This window comes from Chitinophaga dinghuensis (assembly GCF_003259435.1).
GTDB lineage: Bacteria > Bacteroidota > Bacteroidia > Chitinophagales > Chitinophagaceae > Chitinophaga > Chitinophaga dinghuensis.
Genome location: NZ_QLMA01000012.1, coordinates 1 through 18,528 on the forward strand (window position 1 = coordinate 1; position 18,528 = coordinate 18,528).

The following is an 18,528-nucleotide window of genomic DNA, read 5'->3' on the forward strand; positions in this document are numbered from 1 at the left end:
CAGGTTTTATCGAAAGGTTGTGATCCCGCTGGGACTCGAACCCAGGGCCCATACATTAAAAGTGTATTGCTCTACCAACTGAGCTACGGAATCATATCGCTGTTTTCACCGCGATACCCTTGTTTGTAACGGGAGTGCAAAGATAGGAATTATTTCATTCCCGCCAAATTTTATTCGAAAAATATTTAAAAAGTTGAAAATGAAGGATTTACTTACTACCGAACAGCACCTTATAGCGAATAACAGGATCATCTTTCTCTGAAGGATTAAAGATCCGCAACAGATAGTAATTACCCGCTACCCAGTCCGCTACCGCATTATCGTAGTACGGAGAACCTGGATTACCACTCTGACCGCCAGGATAAATACCATATGCTTCCGTTTTGGATGTCAACTGCACCACCATTCTCCATGAAGGACCATGCGTCTTCTTCGTTGCATTGACGATATTACTGCCACCACCAGTATTCAGATGCATGGCGCTGAATGCATTCAATACCCGGGTCAGATGACGAATATCCGTACCCCTGTATTTACCGATAGGCAGAATACCTTTCTTATCGGCATCCTCTGCGTCTTGCGCTGTGGCCATAAAGGCAGCATGTACAAGGTCTGATAAGGTCTCTTTCTGCGTGGTATGCTTGTTATCTATAAACTTCACCGCTGTATCCTTTAACAACATCATCAATGTGGTAGTCGACTGTGGGAACGGCAACTTGATGCTATCATTAATATTTATATCATCCAGCCATAAAGTATCCTCCAGATGATCCCACATCAGGTTAAACATAGTAGCAGCGCGACTCCCAGGACTGGCTACTCCATCCCAATCCGTCAGCTCTTTCCAATACGCCTTCTGCTTATCATTGAGAGAGGCGGTATACATATGCGCTTTTAACAGCGGCATCGCGTCACGCGCAAAGAGATTGGTATTATCTGTTTGCAGGTTCATCATATCTTTCGGGGTGATACTGCTCATACCCGCCAACGCTTCATTCACGCGCTTACCCCTGAATAAATCATAGGAACCATAGAGGTTATATGGGTAAGTGCTGTCTGTTGCCCGCTGATTAGCGGAGCTCACAAAGCCACGCGCCGGATTCTTGATATGCGGCAATTCTCCATGCGGAATATATCCCTGCCATCCAAAGCTGCTGTCTGTTCCAGGCATCACGAACTTACCCTGGTCTTTCCAACGCAATGGATACTGTCCATTATGCCAGATGGCAACATCCCCATCTTTATCTGCGAAGACAAAGTTCTGCGCAGGACACTGATAGGTACTGAGTGCATCCAGATAATCGTCGTAATTCTTCGCTTTATTCAGTTTGTAAAAGGTGAGGAATTCATTGGATGGGTCCAGCGCTTTCCAACGCATCGCCAGGAACTGCTGACCTAAAGTTTTTTCAGGATACGTGTTATCAAACATGGCCGGGCCCCATACAGTATAAGCAACAGTATCGTACACGGTATTACCGCCACGCACTTTAATGGCTTCTACCCGCTGCTCTGCTTTACGCCATTGACCATTGAATAGATATTCGGATTTCCCGTCGCGGAATTGCATCCGGTAGAAGTCTTTCACATCCTCTTCTCCATTGGTTACGCCCCAGGCAATATGATCATTGAATCCAATGATAACGCCCGGCGCTCCTGGCAAACTCGCGCCATATACATTCATATCCGATGTATGAATCTGCACCTCATACCAAAGTGAAGGTAAACTCAATCCCAGGTGCGGGTCACTACAAAGAATCGGCGCGCCCAATCTCGTTTTGCTACCTGCTACTGCCCAGTTATTACTACCGTTCGCAGGGTCCGGATTGTTCGTCTGATATTTCATGTAGGCCGCATCCATTGCCAGCACAGAATCTGGCGGCGCTACGGCTTTCAGACTGGCCTTCTCATAAGCCGTCCCTTTCGGAATAATAGGATCTGTGCTGTCCATGAAATCAGGATACATCACGTTAAAATCCTTCAGATTATAAAACTGCCTTGCTTTCGTATAGCCAAGATCGTTAGCAAAACCTGCCAGATCATGCGCCATATATTTCAACAGATAAGCAGAATTAATCACCTCCCACTTCTCTGGCTTGTAATCCAGTATTTTATATTCTACCGGTAAGGTAGCATCTGTAAGCGTAGCTATATATGCATTGACACCAGCGGCATATGACTCAATCGCTTCCTTGGTAGAAGGATTGGCCAACATCTCTTTCAGACATTGCTCCGCGCCATAACCCATCCCCCGACGCCTCGCCTCTCTGTCATATCCCACCATAGAAGGACCTAATATTTCCGATAATCTGCCGGCTGCTGCAAATGCCTGCAATTCCATCTGCCAGAGCCTGTCTCTCGCTGTAATATATCCCTGCACATAAAAGGCATCGGCTTCTGTTGGCGCGAAGATATGCGGCACCATACGGTCGTCAAACCATACTTCTGCACTCCCTTTGAATCCAGGTAATTTGATCGATTCACGAGTGGCATCTATGGGATCTGCATTTACCCAGAAACCCTGTTGAGGACTCAATAACTTACCAAGTGGCGGTACAGATCCTATTTTGGTGTTCAGCGCCCAGGTCAACGATACGGTGATGGCGCCTGTAATAATTGCGGGGATAATTCTCATATTACTTCAAGGAATGTAATATGTAAAATACATCAAATTTGTTTCAATTCCGTTATTGTTTTAATACTTCTAATAATCGGTCAATTTCCACTGCGGTATTATAGCTGTGTAATACTATACGCAACCGCTCTTCTCCTTTTGGTACCGTGGGCGATAAGATGGCTCTCACATCCAGCCCCGCTTGTTGCAAGGCGGCAGCTACCGTTCTCGTATATTCGTTCCCTTTAGTAACGATTGCCTGAATCGGCGTTTCGCTGGGCACATTCTCTAAATGATGAATACCTTTTCGAAAGTAAGCGGTGAGCTCTTTTAAATGAGCCCGCGCCTCCTGCATATAAGGAAACAAACTATAAGAAGCCTGCACAGCGGCTATCGCCGCCGGAGGTAACGCAGTCGTATATATGAAAGGACGGCAAAAATTAATCAGATAATCCCGTAATGTCACAGAACCCAATACCACTGCGCCATGACAACCTACTGCTTTTCCAAATGTATGTACCCTCGCAAAACACTGCTCCTGCAATCCTAACTGTTGTACCAACCCCTCTCCTCGTTCTCCAATCACGCCAGTAGCATGGGCTTCATCTACAATCAGCCAGGCATTCCATTCGCGACACATACCTGCTATCTGCTGCAAGGGCGACATATCCCCATCCATAGAGTACACCGATTCCACCGCTACAAATACATTCCCCTTCGCCCGCTCTATTTTCTTCTGCAAATCCGTCAGGTCATTATGCGCAAAGGAAAAAGATTCGGCTCTCGACAATCGTATCCCATCCCTGATACTGGCATGTATCAGCTGATCATATACAATCGTATCTCCTTTCTGCGGTACGGTGGAAAATAAGCCCAGATTCGCATCATAACCGGAATTAAAGATCAATCCGGCGGGCGACTGATGAAAGGCCGCTAAATCCTGTTCTACTTCTTCTATCCAGGGATAATTCCCTGCCAGCAGTCGGGATCCCGTACTGCCCAACATTGGGGCCCGCTCCTGCAGCAAAGTATGCACCGCTTCCTGCATAGCGGCGCTTCTGGCCAATCCCAGGTAATCATTGGAACAAAAATCGACCAGGTTACCGGCATGTCGCAGACTACGGAACATATGCTGCTCTCTCCGCTGTTGTAACTGCTGTTGTAAGAAATCTTCCATATTTGTTGTGTTGCCACCAATTTAAAAATCAAACTTATCTTCGCAAAAAATTAGATTTGCCGATATCATGAGTAAAGTTTCCATTTTAGGCCTGAAATTACCATCCGATCCACGGTGGGTAAATCTGGCGGCCATTTCCCTCCAGGATATTCTGACCGATCACGCTTATTGCGAACAGAAGGCGGCTTCATCTGCCATCTCCCTCATTCAGCGCAATCCCAACAGAATCCGAATGGTGGAAGAACTGGCGCCTATTGTTACAGAAGAATGGGGGCATTTCCGCCAGGTACTGGCCGAAATGAAGAAAAGAGGCCTTCAACTGGGTAAACAAAGAAAAGACGATTATGTTAACGCATTGCTGGAATTCAAAGTAAAAGGCGGCAGCGCCGATGATGCTTTCCTGGATTCTCTCCTAATATTCGCGCTCATCGAAGCCCGTAGCTGTGAACGCTTCCGCCTCCTCAGCGAAGGACTGGAAGATGAATATATGCGCGAATTCTACCGCAAATTTATGATCTCCGAAGCCGGCCACTACCGCCTCTTCATCGATCTGGCCATCGAATACTTCCCCGAGGATCGCGTACGCCAACGCTGGCAGGAATGGCTGCACCGCGAAGCCGAAATCATGAACGAAATCGAAGTGCGCGGCGACAGAATGCATTAGTTCACGCAAAGACGCAAAGAAATGCGCAAAGACGCAAAGGCGCCTGCGGCGCAGAGCGGATGGTTTTAGCTCGCAAAGCAGCAAGGCAGCAAAGCAGCAAAGGATTATGTAGTATTGTTTTTGATTTTTGTTTGGCCAGATTTATTAATAAAATGCAATTAGATTCAACAGCAAAACATGATCAACTGCTGCTTTGCTGCTCTGCGAGAAAAAATGAAAGCAAGTACCCCTGAGGATATTTGCGGGCTTAAATAAACAACAAAACACAATCCTTTGCCTCTTTGCGCCTTTGCGTGAAACTGAACCGCACCAATCCCCAACAAAACACAATCACTGCTGCTTTGCTGCCTTGCTGCTCTGCGAGCAAAATCGAAAGCAAGTACCCCTAAGAGCCTTTGCGTGAAACCGAACCGCTCCAATCCCCAACAAAACACAATCACTGCTGCTTTGCTGCCTTGCTGCTCTGCGAGCAAAAATAGAAAGCAAGTACCCCAGAGAGCCTTTGCGCCTTTGCGTGAAACTGAACCGCTCCAATCCCCAACAAAACACAATCACTGCTGCTTTGCTGCCTTGCTGCTCTGCGAGCAAAAATAGAAAGCAAGTACCCCGAGAAGCCCCTAGAAATTATATCCAATATTCACGTAGAACCGGATCTTCCCCACCTGATCACTATACATCATAGTGGCTTCCACTGGTCCCAGCCTGCTGCTGTAACCCGCTCCCAGTCCATATCCACTCAGATATTTATACTTCCCGGTGGTACTGGCATTCAGATCATAAACCGCCGCTCCCACTTTCGGCATGGCAAATACATTCCGTACCACTTCCCATTGCCATCCTAACTGCATCGCAGCTATACTGGTGGTGATTACTTCTCCTTCGTATAATCCTACCATCGGAATCTGGTTATACATTACATCTGTGATGCCACCTACGAAATAGGTATTCACCCCCGTCTGACGCGACCCGAAATTGACTGCGCCCGCAGCATTCAGCAACATGGACGATCGCTCTCCTGTTGGCAAATAATATTTCGCTTTCAACATGGCATGCAGGAAATCTTCGAAATCGATGCCTACATCTTTTGGATCCACTGGTTGCCCATTAAGATTCACTTTAATGCCACTATGCTGGTTGTAGATGTAGCCAGTCTTGAAATCCAGCAACATACCCTTGCTGGGATAGATCTTACGGTCCAGCGAATTCACACCGAAATAAATAAAAGAATTCAGTTGATTGGTACTCCCTCTCAATTCCAAAAATGGAGAGAATTGCGGCAGATATTTAATATACTCCCAACGGGTAGATGCCCCCATAGCCATGGTGTTACCCAGTGTAAACTGTACATCCATGCCTATATAGGCAAATTTATTCCGGTACGACTGCAATTTGTTAAAATCCTGGTCGTAAAAATTGATGCCGTTATTCTCGTAATACGTATTCAACCCAAATCCAAAATTCCTCCGACGCCCCAAATACTTAAAGTACTCCCCCTGTAAACGTGGGTTCTCACTGATTCCCAAGGATACAAAAGAACGGGAGTTCTTCGTGATAAAATTCCGCTGGGTGAGGTTAATAATCGCCATTACATTGGTCAGACTATTATAATTCAATGCAAATTTCGCATAGGTCAATGGATTCTCTTCTACAGTAATATCCATCCGGCTCTGACCATAGCCTTCCGGCGTAAGCTGGTAAGTGATGAGCTTATAAAAACGAGTTCCATAGACATTCTGCACCGCATCCCGCAATTGCTGAGAAGTATAACAACCACCCGGTTGCAAGCGCAAACGCTGCGTGAAAAATTTCTCATCAGAATGTATCAACCCTTTTACATGAATACTACTGAGTTCAATATCAGTGGTAAAAGGCAGCCGGTCTTTCGTAAATGCAGGTCCCTGTTCTAACGCATTCAGCGAATCCGCCAGATGCTTAAACACGGGATACATCTCTCTACCAACACGCTTTCCGGCTTCTATTATTGAATCTACACTGCCGAAACTGGCCGCTGTATAAGGTTCTAATTCCTTTTTCAGAGAGATGTATATATCACATTCCTTCCGCTCTTTCTCAAAATCTACGGCATCCTTATAAAATCCCAGCTGATATAAAATATCTATCGGCGTAACGAGATGTTCCGATTTACGCAAACCCCCACTCACATTGGAGCCTATCACCAGGTTTGCGCCCATCTCTTTTGCAGTGATAACGGGGAAATTTCGAACAACGCCACCATCTACCAGCTTCCGTCCATTAATAGTGACGGCGGTAAAAATGGAAGGGATGGCCATACTGGCTCGCATACAGGTGACAATCTCTCCACTGTCGAGGGTGACAATCTCTCCGGTAGCCACATCTGTAGCAATACATTTGAAAGGAATATTAAAGTCAGAAAAATTTTTTTTGTCTTTCGCCGGCCAACATAACTTCGCCAGCTCCAGCCACAAAGCCTGCCCCGTAATAACGCCGGATGCCAGCTTAGGTTTGCCATATTCAAACGGAACTTCGATGATGTATTTGTTATACTCTTTCTTCTCTTCGTAAGATATATCCCGGATATTAGGCTGATTGGAGAACAACGCATTCCAGTCCATCCGCTTAGCGAGTATTTCAATGGAATCCGCGGAATACCCCATCGAATAAAGGCCACCGATAATACTTCCCATACTCGTTCCCGTTAGATAGTCGATCTTCAGACCAGCGCTGTCTATCGCCTCCAATATACCGATATGCGCCAGCCCCCTGGCTCCTCCCCCGCTAAGGGTAAGGCCAATCTTCGGGCGTTGCTGCGCCTGGGAGAGGAGAGATATGCTCAGCAGCAGCGCAACGAATATAATCCTAATAGTTTTGTTCTGTCCTGGGTTCATGAGTAACAAGCGCTACTCTAAGATAAAGAAAGATTATATGCCGTTATGAAACCTTACTGGAATTCCTTAACTTTTACGGATATATTAAAATTCCATCCATTTACACGGCTATGAAACAACTCTCTGCTAAACAGAATATCTGGCAGGTAATTTTTGCCTCTTCTGCGGGCACTTTGATAGAATGGTACGACTTCTACATCTTCGGAAGTCTTTCCTCTATTATCTCCGAAAAATTCTTTCCACCCAGTAATCCGGATCTCGCCTATATCGCCACACTGGCTTTCTTTGCGGTAGGATTTGTGGTACGGCCATTTGGTGCCATCGTATTCGGGCGTCTCGGAGATATTGCCGGACGTAAATACACCTTCCTCCTTACCCTGTTGATTATGGGCGGTTCTACTTTCGCGATCGGCCTGATTCCCAGCTATCATACCGTAGGCATTGTAGCCCCGGCGCTGATCCTGATACTTCGCTTACTACAGGGCCTTGCGCTCGGTGGAGAATATGGGGGCGCCGCCACCTATGTAGCGGAACATTCGCCGGCAGAAAGAAGAGGATATTATACCAGTTTTATACAGACAACTGCTACACTGGGCCTCTTTGTATCCCTCGGCGTAATACTCGTTACCCGCACCACCATGAGCACTGAATCCTTCAATGAGTGGGGCTGGCGCATTCCTTTCCTCCTGAGTATCCTGCTGGTGGTGATGTCTTACTATATCCGTATCCGCCTTTCTGAATCGCCACTGTTTGCACAGATGAAGAAAGAAGGTAAAACCAGCACGAACCCTATCAAGGAGAGCTTCGGCAATAAAGAGAATCTGAAACTGGTACTGATAGCGCTTTTCGGCGCTACTATGGGACAAGGCGTAGTATGGTATACCGGCCAGTTCTATGCGCTCTCGTTCCTCCAGAAAACTATGAATATTGAATTTGTACAATCCAATATTATCATCGCGGTAGCACTGCTGTTAGGCACGCCGTTCTTTATCTGGTTCGGAGGATTATCCGATAAAATCGGTCGTAAGAAAATTATGTTGGCAGGCATGCTACTTGCTGCCCTGGCCTATTTCCCGATATATGCCACTATGGACAATATTGGTAATATCAACAATAAACAGGAACTGAAAAGTGAATTCCGCATAGAAAGCAACAGTCACAGAAATGATAAAGGAGAACTGGTACAGGTAACTTCCCGCATCCATACCTACGACGATCAGACCATCCTCCAGGAAACAGGCGATAAAAAAGAGATTACGGTGAGTCGTACCAATATGATCTACCTCATCCTGCTGGTATTCATTCAGGTACTTTTTGTGACAATGGTATACGCGCCCATTGCGGCTTTCCTGGTGGAACTATTCCCGACCCGCATCCGGTACACGTCTATGTCGTTGCCTTATCATATCGGAAATGGCGTATTTGGGGGACTTTTACCTACTATTTCCACGATTTTGGTGACTACCTACCATAACCACCTGGCAGGATTGATCTACCCGGTGGCTATAGCATTAATATGTTTTGTTATAGGATTGTTCCTGATTAAAGACAATAAAGGAGCCGCATTATAATTTAGTGAGACGACAGTCGCTCTAAAAGATCGGCTAGTTGCAGCTCCGGATGATCCAGCATCAGTTTTTTCACCTTGTCGGTATAGGTTTTAAGAAACTGCTGGTGCTGGATACTTTCCGGGTTCATAGGCCGGTGAGCGGCCGCCCGGTTTAGTTCCGCTATCTGATGTAGTAAGGGCTGACTTCCAGGATGGATGCAGCTTTGAATCACTTTATCCCATACATAGTTAACCGCCTGTTCATTTGGATGAACCATGTCTTCCTTATAAAATCTATAATCCCGCAAATCATCTATTACCAGCTCATATGCAGGAAAATAAAACAAGCGGTCGAACTTATTTACCAGGTGATGTACACATTGTAGCAGTATCGCTTTGCTGAGATTATTCTCCACTACCCCATCCCGGATATAACGGACAGGGCTCACCGTAAACAGGATATTAACTTTCCTGTTGCGGAAAAACAAGCGATGCATCAGGTTATCCAGGGAAGTAATGATTTCCTCCGGCGTCAGCATGCGTTTATAGAAATTTGCCGCAGGCACTTTGTGGTTATTGGCCACCAGCCGGTTGTTTTCCTTCAGGAAATGGGCATGGGCTGAACCGAATGTAAGAATGAGCCAGTCGGCCTGTTCCAGCGTATTCGCTGCCGTTGCTGCGGCAGTATTCATCTGTTGCAGGGCTTTTTCGGGGCTTACATCCGAAAAGCGGCTATGGTGATCCCAGCTATGCCAGATATCATTATGAAGAAAGAGATCTTTTTCTGTATAGACTTTCCCATCGAGGTAAGTCGTTAAGGCATGGGTAATACTCAGGGGATTAAAGAGAATACCATGCGGATTGATAAGGGTATTAAAACGGTGTTCCTGTAACTTTTCGCCTATTTCTTCGGCGAAGCAGGAACCCATCAGCAACAATTTATCACTGTACTGGATGGCATTTTCCAGTGGCTCCACTGGAAATCCGAGATGAAATTGCATGTAATCCGGTTAATTCGTAAATACTACATCTGCCAGGGCCTGCGCTTTCTTGAGGGCATTTCTGTCCAGCGGCAAAGAAACCTGGTGTTTATCGCAGAATGCAATAAGGTTCTCTGTGGCCAGGTTGCCCACCAGGTCATCTTTCGCCATAGGGCATCCGCCGATGCCTTTAATGGCGCTATCGAACCGGCGACATCCATGATCCCAGGCTGCCTGTACTTTTTCCTCCCATTGATGAGGAGCGGCGTGAAAATGTGCGCCAAACTCCACCTGCGGATAGGCAGGAATAAGGTGTTGGAATAGATTGGAGATCGTTACAGGATCTGCCACCCCAACGGTATCGGCCAGGGAGATGATATTAATCTCCAGCTTCGCCATTTCCTCTACCCAGCGGAGTACAATTTCAGGACTATAGGCATCTCCGTAAGGATTACCAAAGCCCATGGAAATATACACTACCAGCTCCTTATGATTCTTGATACAGAGTTCCTGCATGGTTTGCACCTGTTCCAGGGATTCTGCGATCGTTTTATTGGTATTGCGTAACTGGAATGTTTCAGATACAGAAAAAGGAAAGCCTAAGTAATTGATTTCATCAAATATGACCGCTTCTTCTGCTCCGCGCACATTCGCTACAATAGCCAGCAGCTTGCTTTTGCTGCCCTCCAGTTTAAGCTGAGGCAGTACTTTCGCTGTATCGGCCATTTGCGGAATCGCTTTGGGCGATACAAAACTGCCGAAGTCGATCGTATCAAAACCAACTTCCAACAGTGCGTTCAGGTACTGCACTTTTTCTTCCGTGCTGATGATTCGATGCCAGCCTTGCATAGCATCTCTTGGACATTCAATCAGTTTAAGCATATGCGTAATTTGGAATGGGCAGTTAAAAAAGTTAGTTGCTCGCAAAGGGCGCAAAGAAAAATAAGAAAGACGCAAAGTAATATCTATGTACTATCTATATTTTTCTCCTTTGCGCACTTTGCTTCTTTGCGCACTTTGCGAGAAATTACAAACGCTGCTTCATCGCTTCGTACAGGATAATCCCTGCAGCTACGGACACGTTGAAAGATTCAAACTCTCCAGCCATAGGAATGCGGAATAGTACGTCTGAAGCTTTACGCAAAGCAGGATATACGCCATGATCTTCCGAACCCATGATCACCGCTACCGGTTCTGTCAGGTTCACATCAAATAATTTGATATCTGTTTCCATCTCACTGGTCAGCACTTTGATGCCATTCAGATGCAGGGTATCTATTGCTTTGAGCAGACTATTTACGCGGCAGATGGCAATTTTCTCCAGGGCGCCGGCAGATGATTTCATAGCTTCTTCGTTCAGGGCGGCAATCCCTTTGTCGGGGATAATGATGGCCTGAGCGCCACAACACACTGCACTACGGGCGATAGCCCCGATATTTCGTACATCCGTGATACCATCCAGGATCAGGAATAACGGCGTCTGCCCCTGTTCTGTTACATGGGAAATAACATCCTGTAAATCCAGGTAGGTTACATTCCCTACGAGGGCAATTACGCCCTGGTGGTTCGCCTGTGTCATCCCGTTGAGTTTTTCCACGGGCACCAGGTTTACCGGTATATTGAATTGTTGAGCGCCTTCTTTAATCTGTGGGATAATGTCTCCCGTAGCACTGCGCAGCATAAAAATCCGCTCTATGGGCCTTCCGCTGTTAATGGCTTCAATAACAGGCTGACGACCGATAATCAGCGATGATTGCTTAGGACGCGGGCTCGCGTGCTTCTTAAATTTCCTTTCCATTGGCACAAAGATACTAGGTCTGGCCGACATAGCCCGCTAATGGCCCAGCAACTGCAATTTAAGCTGCTGAATAGCCGCTACGGATAAAGAGTCTGTTATCTCGAAATCCTTCACCATCCTGTATGCTTCCTCAAAAGGTACCTTCCTGACCAACAGCTGCTCCGTTTCCTCAGGGGTCGACTCCTGCTGTTCCAGACCACGGGCCAGAAATATAATCGCCATTTCATCAGTTACAGAGTTGGAGGTATCTAACCGCGTCAATACTTCCCATTCACGGGCTATTAATCCGGTTTCCTCAAGTAGTTCTCTACGGGCTGCATCCAGCGGGTCTTCCCCTAATGCGCCACCCCCTTCCGGAATTTCCCAGCTAAAGCGATTCAGTGGGAAGCGATACTGCCCCACCAGGTAAGTATTCATCTCATCATCCAACGGTAATACACCTACCGCCAGATTCTTAAAGTGTACCACGCCATAAATACCTGGATTACCCGCCGGGTTCATCCCCTCATGGTGCGTAATGCGAATCCAGTTATTCTCATATTTCAACTCACTGGAAGTTATCTTCCAGGGATTTTTGTGTATATCCATGCTGCAATGTAAATAAGTTATTCGGATCAGCTTTAGATAGACAGATAGTAATACAGATAGTCGGTATCTTTTTCGAAACCAAGACGCTCATACAGTCGCTGTGCGCCTGTGTTAGTATTTTCTGTCTGCAACATGACCCATTTTGCATCTGTATCCTTCGCGAGCTGACGGGATCTTTCTACCAGCAGGTTGCCGGCTCCCTTGCCCCTGTGGGCTTCCAGCACGAATAAATCGTTCAGCATCCACGCACGTTTCATGCCAATTGAGGTAAAAATGGGGTATAACTGCACAAAACCGACAATTTCATCCCCTTCCAGTGCCAGGAATATGGTGCTATCCTGATTTTTAATCCTGTCGGAAATGAATTGTAACGCGCCATCAAAATCAGGAGCCTGACTATAGAAAGTACGATATGCATCGAACAAAACGGCTACTTCATTCGTGTGTAGTGTGGTTGCCTGGATAATTTCCATAAGATCTGTTTTTATAAAGTGGATACAAGTTAACCTTTTTCCTAAAAATAGATCAGATGCCTGATCCGGTGGAAACCGGCGCGGCATCTGACTATACTTCTACCTTAAAAAAATCTTCGTATATAGGATAACGTTATTCAGCTGTTTTAAGTCGTTTATTTTTTGCTACGGCATTATTCACCAGGTATACGCCACCCAGCGTTATGAGGCAGCCAAGTCCCATGAGCCAGGTCAGCCCTTCCTTCAGCAATATCCATCCCAGCAACACCGCCACAATGGGATTGATGTAAGCATATACGGAGGCCAGGGAAGTAGGCAGGTTATTCAACACAAATATATATGCGCTGTAACTCAGCAAGGAACCTACTAATATCAGGTATAACAAGCTTTCCCATAATTCAGTCGTGAAATTGCCTACATAAATATGCTGTCCCATAAACAAAGTGGATACGAGCAACATAACAATACCACTGAAAAACATCTGAAAGCCTGCACCATACAAGAAATTCACCTCTATCGCCCATTTGGCCGTTAATACTGAACCCAATGCCCAGAAGATACAAGCCAGTATGGATAACATGATTCCAAAGCGAAACTCCGGATTCATCAAACTCGACAGGTAATTATAGAATATAAACGCTACCCCAGCAAAACCCAGTACCAGTCCAATGATCAGCTGTAAGCTCAGCTTCGTTTTCTGCACCAGGAAATAACTGAATAAGGTAATCCAGATGGGTACGGTAGCGCTGATAATTGCTCCCAGTCCACTGGGAATATATTGCATCGCCCAGGTCATCAGGCCGTTGCTGCCGCAAAGCATCAGCAAACCAATGACAAATAACTTGGAGAGTACCACCCGCTGCGGAATCTTATAGCCTCGCAGCAGGAAAATAGCGATCAGTATGAATCCTGCCGTGGTCTGTCTCAATCCGGACAACGTAATGCCGTGTATATACCTGACGCCTATACGGGAAGCCAGGTAAGTAGTTCCCCAGAAAATACTTACGATGACCAGCGCCATATACCCCATTGCTAGTGATTTTCGCATAAAATTCATTTTCAGGTTAACAATTGTTGTATGGTATCCCATACCAGTTGAATATCTTTTTCTGTCGTTCTCCAGTTCACCAATGCCGCACGGATAGCAGGTTGTCCCTGATACTGCGTCCTCGTCATGTATACGACGCCACTGTTATTCAATGCGGTCAGGAATCCTGACACCGCATCTGCCTGTGTTTCCTCCGGCACATCCAATGTAAAGCAGACAACACAGAGTCGCACAGGAGCCAGTAGCTTTAATCTCGGGTCAGATGCGATGAGTGTTCCTAGTTTCCTTGCTAAGTGGACATTGTTCTCCACGATATACTGGTATCCTTCCCTGCCATAGGCCTGCAAGCTAAACCAGGCGGGTAATGCCCTGAGTCGGCGGGAGTTTTCCGGGATATAATTATTGTAATGAAATTCCCGCAGCGGATCTCCGAGGTAAGCTGCACCTGGATTCTGAAAAACGCTTACCTGCAATTCCGGATGCCTGTTGAATATCATGGCAGCATCATAAGGTACATTCAGCCATTTATGCGCATCCACAGTGATACTGTCTGCCGCTTCCCATCCATTGAGTAAGGATTTATATTCCGTAGAGCAGGCAGCAAATCCACCGAAGGCGGCATCTACATGTAACCAGAAATTATACTGCTGTTTCAATGCTACAATCGCAGCGATATCGTCAAAGTCAACTGTATTGACAGTTCCAGCGTTGGCTATATAAATAAACGGCTGATTCGGGTGCTCCTTCAGGTAATTCTCCAGGGCTTGCAGATCAACGCTTTCGCGATTGGGCAAGGCAGGTATACGTACCAGACTGTTTCTACCCAAACCCAGCATAGACATAGATTTGAGAATGCTGGAATGAGGTACGGAAGACAAAATTCTGACGTCCTGCAATGCGTTCATCCCATCAGCGGCCACGTCTACTCCTTGTTGCAGTCCCAGCCACTGCCGGGCTATTGCCAGTCCTGTAAAGTTGGCCATGGTAGCGCCACTGACGAAAGCGCCGAGAAATTCCGCCGGTATGCCGAATAATGATTTTAATTGTCGGAGGGTATCTTCTTCAATACAAGTGGCTACTGTGCCGCTGCTGGAAACATTCAGGTCCATGGCGGAGGTCAGCCAGTCGCCCATTAATGCAGCCGGCGTAACGCCGCCGGTAACAAAACCCCAGAAACGAGGGCCAGATGCGGCAGTGAGTTGATCGCCATAAAGCTGTCGGAATTTTTCCAGAGTGGCTGCGCCGCCGATGCCTGTCTGTGGTAGTGCAACAGCAGGAAGCGAATGAAATACCTTATGGGGCGCCAGTTTATCTGCTACTGATAAAAACCTGTTGCTAAAGTCCTTGGTGAGCTGTAATAGCTGGTCGGTGTACTTTAAATCGTCTGATAACTTCATGGATGCCTGGAATCTTAAAGGTGAATCATTCGCTATTCCAGCACAAAATTGAAACATTTTCAATTTTAAAAACAGATCCAGTTTTTGATTTTTTGAGGATATCAGATGATCCAGTGGGAAAACAAGCGTTTGCTAACGCAGCCCGGTAAACAGGTCGCCGCGTTCGTGATCCAGCAGCCAGCGTTTGCGCCATAATCCGCCGGCATATCCTGTGAGTACGCCATTAGCGCCTACTACTCTATGACATGGAACAATGATAGCGAGTGCATTTTTACCGTTGGTAGACGCCACTGCGCGAATACTTCGGAGGTTATTCATTCGCTTGGCTTGTTGCATATAGGTAATGGTTTGTCCATAGGGAATATGCATTAACTGGTCCCAGACGGATTGCTGGAAGTCGGTCCCCGGCTGGGCGAGCGGCAGTTCGAATACTCTGCGTTCTCCTGCGAAATACTCATGTAATTGCTGGGCGCATTCCAGGAGGAGGGGCGGCGCTTCCAGGAAGGTCTCCTCCGGCTCATCGGTAAAGGAAACCGCATTGATATGGGTATCGGTGCCGGTGATTATCAGCGGTCCAACGGGGGTGTCTATACGAAGATGATACTGCGTATCCATAGCATTTATTGGGGTAGTAGTGTTCTCCACAAATAAAATGTTGCGTAGGCGGCATGCTCCTGCCAGCTACCAGTGATTTGCTTCAGCAATGCGGCATCCGGTTTGGCGGCTAACTGCATTCTGGCCTTGATGGCATTATGCAGGCCTGCATCTTCGAGTGGCAGTGCCTCCGGGAAACGGCCATACTTCATCAATATATAATTGGCGGACCAGTTGCCGATTCCTTTCAATGCGACCAGTCGCTCTTTCGCCTGCTGATAACTCATGCTATCTAACATTGCCGCGGAAAAGGTGCCTGCAACAATTTCCTGGGCAGTAGCGATCAGGTATTTCGCCTTCCCTCCTGAAAACTGAAGGGGTGTCAGCATTTCCGGCGACAATGCGGCGATTACTTCCGGCCTGGGGAACAGATTATAGACGGCTCCATCCACGGTAATACTGTAGCCAAAATGTTCAATCAATCGCTGGCGCAGCGTGTAGGCAAAAGCCAGATTGATTTGTTGTCCGATAATAGTCCAACAGAGGGATTCGAACATATCAGGAATCCCTATCAGCCGTAATCCGCGATACCTGCTAGGCAACCCTTCCAGTAGCGGGTTGGCGTCTGCCCATTTGTAAAAGTCGCGCAGATCTGCATCCAGGTGCAGCCAGCGCGTTACGTAACGTCGGATTTCCGCAACAGCGGCCGTGCTCAATACGTCCGACTTCTCTTCCAACTCAGGAAATGCTACCGGCAGTACATCTATTGCTACCCGACCGTCTCCATGGTCGGAAATGGTCAGCAAAACGGGGATGCCGTCTGCCAAAATAACTTTCTGTAACCTCCCCTCCCGGATAAAATGTAAACTCTCTTTATCAGAACGCCCCAGGAATATCAAACATTCCTGAAAGGAGAAATTTCCCGGATCTGTTACATCTACCAAAATCTGCTGAACATCCATAGTATACAAAAATAAAAAATCAGCTAACAGTTCCAAGTCCGATTCTTGCTAATCTTTTCACAAACAAAACAGATGTATTTTTCGTACTTTTGACCATATCAGATATTTTTCTTATGCTAAAGACAGCCGATCACCTGTATCTCCAGGTGGCAGATAATATAGAACAACTGATAGAGAAAGACGTCCTGAAAATAGGAGAAAAACTCCCTTCTGTACGTAATTTGAGTAAGCAGCAGGGCATTAGTCTCTCTACCGCTTTCCAGGCCTATTATCACCTCGAATCGAAAGGGTTGATTGAATCCCGGCCGAAATCGGGCTACTATATCCGTTTCAATTCCCGACGGATGCCGGATATTCCTACCAGCTGCGACCCTGTCAAAAAAGCCACGGACGTGACCGTTCATGAAATGGTAGACGCTGTATTTCAGCACATGGCCAACGACGATGTGATGAAATTTTCTGTAGCCACTCCACCGCCAAGTTTACTACCGGCAGCGAAAATGGCCAAGGCAGTGGTGCAAGCGATGCGGGAGCTGCAGGATTATGGCATCGGCTATGAACAGCTCCAGGGAAATGTACGCTTACGCCGACAGTTAGCGTTACAGTCACTCAACTGGGGCGGCGCCTACACCGAAAATGATGTGATCACCACCAACGGCTGCGTAGATGCATTAACGTTATGTCTTACCGCTACTACTCAACCAGGAGATACCATCGCTATTGAGAGTCCTTCTTATTATGGCGCTACCTTACTGGCAGAGGGACTTGGACTGAAAGTACTGGAAATACCTACACATCCTATTACTGGCGTAGACCTGGAATACCTGGATAAAGCCATTCCCCGTCATAAAATTAAAGCATGTTTGTTTGTACCTAACTTCAACAACCCTATTGGTTGTTGTATGCCCGACAAAAACAAGCGGGAACTGGTACGAATGGTGGAAAAATATGATATCGCACTGATAGAAGATGATATTTACGGAGATCTGTATTTTGGGAAACAACGTCCTGCCACCTGCAAAACATTTGATAAGAAAGGTAATGTGCTGTATTGCAGTTCAGTATCAAAATCAGTAGCGCCAGGCTTCCGGGTGGGATGGACTATTCCCGGCAAATACAAAGACAAAGTATTGCAGATGAAACGTCATCATGCGATTGCTTGTCCTACTATCACCCATGCTTCTGTGGCCTATTTCCTGGAAACCGGCCGGTATGAAAATCATCTGCGCAATCTGCGGAAGATACTGCATACCCAGTTCCTGCGTTATTCTCAGGCTATCATGGAATATTTCCCGGAGAGTACTAAAATCGCCCGTCCACAGGGAGGCTGTGTGTTATGGATAGAACTGGATCCTCATATCAATACTTATGAATTATTCCAGCAGGCACTGAAACATAAGATCAGCTTCGTTCCTGGCAGGGTATTCAGTTTGCGAGACCGTTACTCTAACTGTTTACGTATATCCTTCAGCGTGCCCTGGTCCAAGCAGGTAGAAGATAGTCTGAAATTACTCGGTAAGCTTATTCGTAAAATGCAGTAGGCCCTTCTTGGGTACTTGCTTTCGATTTTGCTCGCAGAGCAGCAAGGCAGCAAAGCAGCAGTTGATTATGTTTTGTTGAGGATCTAAGCGGTGCTGTTTCTCGCAAAGGCGCAAAGAGGCAAAGGATTGTGTTTTGTTGTTTGTTTAAGCCCGCAACAACCCTCTGGGGTACTTGCTTTCGGTTTTTGCTCGCAGAGCAGCAAGGCAGCAAAGCAGCAGTTGATTATGTTTTGTTGAGGATCTAAGCGGTGCTGTTTCTCGCAAAGGCGCAAAGAGGCA

Annotated in this window: 16 protein-coding genes and 1 tRNA gene; 3 read left to right on the forward strand and 14 right to left on the reverse strand. The window is 46.6% G+C overall.

Annotation, left to right across the window (positions count from 1 at the left end; translation table 11 throughout):
- Positions 1 to 20 precede the first annotated feature (20 nt).
- From CLV59_RS27375 to CLV59_RS27385, 3 genes are all read right to left on the reverse strand, one after another.
- A tRNA-Lys gene (locus tag CLV59_RS27375) sits at positions 21 to 93 on the reverse strand.
- Positions 94 to 208: 115 nt separating this feature from the next.
- Positions 209 to 2,632: a penicillin acylase family protein gene (locus CLV59_RS27380; RefSeq protein WP_111595300.1), complete on the reverse strand. Its 2,424-nt coding sequence runs from the start codon at positions 2,630 to 2,632 to the stop codon at positions 209 to 211.
- Positions 2,633 to 2,684: 52 nt separating this feature from the next.
- Positions 2,685 to 3,788 (reverse strand): aminotransferase class I/II-fold pyridoxal phosphate-dependent enzyme, encoded by a 1,104-nt coding sequence (locus tag CLV59_RS27385; RefSeq protein ID WP_111595301.1) that lies wholly within the window; start codon positions 3,786 to 3,788, stop codon positions 2,685 to 2,687.
- Positions 3,789 to 3,855: 67 nt separating this feature from the next.
- Here CLV59_RS27385 and miaE point away from each other — a divergent pair, with 67 nt between their 5' ends.
- Complete coding sequence (gene miaE / locus CLV59_RS27390) at positions 3,856 to 4,452, forward strand: tRNA-(ms[2]io[6]A)-hydroxylase (protein WP_111595302.1); 597 nt, start codon at positions 3,856 to 3,858, stop codon at positions 4,450 to 4,452.
- Between the two features lie 617 nt (positions 4,453 to 5,069).
- Here the strand turns inward: miaE and CLV59_RS27400 are convergent.
- Entirely contained in the window at positions 5,070 to 7,319 is a 2,250-nt protein-coding gene (locus CLV59_RS27400) for a patatin-like phospholipase family protein (RefSeq protein ID WP_111595304.1), read from the reverse strand.
- A gap of 110 nt (positions 7,320 to 7,429) precedes the next feature.
- Here CLV59_RS27400 and CLV59_RS27405 point away from each other — a divergent pair, with 110 nt between their 5' ends.
- A complete protein-coding gene (locus CLV59_RS27405) occupies positions 7,430 to 8,890 on the forward strand; it encodes an MFS transporter (protein WP_111595305.1) in 1,461 nt (486 codons plus the stop codon).
- 1 nt (position 8,891) lies between these two features.
- Here the strand turns inward: CLV59_RS27405 and CLV59_RS27410 are convergent, their stop codons facing one another.
- The 9 genes from CLV59_RS27410 to CLV59_RS27450 all read right to left on the reverse strand — a co-directional run bounded on the left by CLV59_RS27410 (position 8,892) and on the right by CLV59_RS27450 (position 16,708).
- On the reverse strand, positions 8,892 to 9,869 hold the full coding sequence (locus CLV59_RS27410) for a GSCFA domain-containing protein (RefSeq protein ID WP_111595306.1): 978 nt from the start codon (positions 9,867 to 9,869) through the stop codon (positions 8,892 to 8,894).
- A gap of 9 nt (positions 9,870 to 9,878) precedes the next feature.
- A complete protein-coding gene (locus CLV59_RS27415) occupies positions 9,879 to 10,730 on the reverse strand; it encodes a hydroxymethylglutaryl-CoA lyase (RefSeq protein WP_111595307.1) in 852 nt (283 codons plus the stop codon).
- A 145-nt stretch (positions 10,731 to 10,875) separates the two neighbouring features.
- Positions 10,876 to 11,646 carry a 23S rRNA (guanosine(2251)-2'-O)-methyltransferase RlmB gene (rlmB, locus tag CLV59_RS27420; protein WP_111595390.1) on the reverse strand — a complete coding sequence of 257 codons (771 nt, stop codon included), beginning with the start codon at positions 11,644 to 11,646 and terminating at the stop codon, positions 10,876 to 10,878.
- A gap of 36 nt (positions 11,647 to 11,682) precedes the next feature.
- A complete protein-coding gene (locus CLV59_RS27425) occupies positions 11,683 to 12,234 on the reverse strand; it encodes an NUDIX domain-containing protein (RefSeq protein WP_111595308.1) in 552 nt (183 codons plus the stop codon).
- A 32-nt stretch (positions 12,235 to 12,266) separates the two neighbouring features.
- Positions 12,267 to 12,707, reverse strand: a complete 441-nt coding sequence (locus CLV59_RS27430) for a GNAT family N-acetyltransferase (protein WP_111595309.1) — start codon at positions 12,705 to 12,707, stop codon at positions 12,267 to 12,269.
- Positions 12,708 to 12,840: 133 nt separating this feature from the next.
- Positions 12,841 to 13,755, reverse strand: coding sequence for an EamA family transporter (locus tag CLV59_RS27435; RefSeq protein WP_170137943.1), 915 nt, complete (start codon positions 13,753 to 13,755; stop codon positions 12,841 to 12,843).
- Between the two features lie 11 nt (positions 13,756 to 13,766).
- Entirely contained in the window at positions 13,767 to 15,152 is a 1,386-nt protein-coding gene (locus CLV59_RS27440) for a pyridoxal phosphate-dependent decarboxylase family protein (protein WP_111595391.1), read from the reverse strand.
- 132 nt (positions 15,153 to 15,284) lie between these two features.
- Positions 15,285 to 15,797, reverse strand: coding sequence for a methylated-DNA--[protein]-cysteine S-methyltransferase (locus CLV59_RS27445; protein WP_245950971.1), 513 nt, complete (start codon positions 15,795 to 15,797; stop codon positions 15,285 to 15,287).
- On the reverse strand, positions 15,773 to 16,708 hold the full coding sequence (locus CLV59_RS27450) for a DNA-3-methyladenine glycosylase family protein (RefSeq protein WP_146616335.1): 936 nt from the start codon (positions 16,706 to 16,708) through the stop codon (positions 15,773 to 15,775). The genes CLV59_RS27445 and CLV59_RS27450 overlap by 25 nt, the downstream gene beginning before the upstream one ends.
- A gap of 113 nt (positions 16,709 to 16,821) precedes the next feature.
- Between CLV59_RS27450 and CLV59_RS27455 the strand changes: the two genes are divergently transcribed.
- Entirely contained in the window at positions 16,822 to 18,249 is a 1,428-nt protein-coding gene (locus CLV59_RS27455; RefSeq protein ID WP_111595313.1) for an aminotransferase-like domain-containing protein, read from the forward strand.
- 83 nt (positions 18,250 to 18,332) lie between these two features.
- Here the strand turns inward: CLV59_RS27455 and CLV59_RS29135 are convergent.
- Positions 18,333 to 18,528: hypothetical protein (locus CLV59_RS29135; protein ID WP_211324039.1), on the reverse strand; the 196-nt coding region annotated here is incomplete at its 5' end.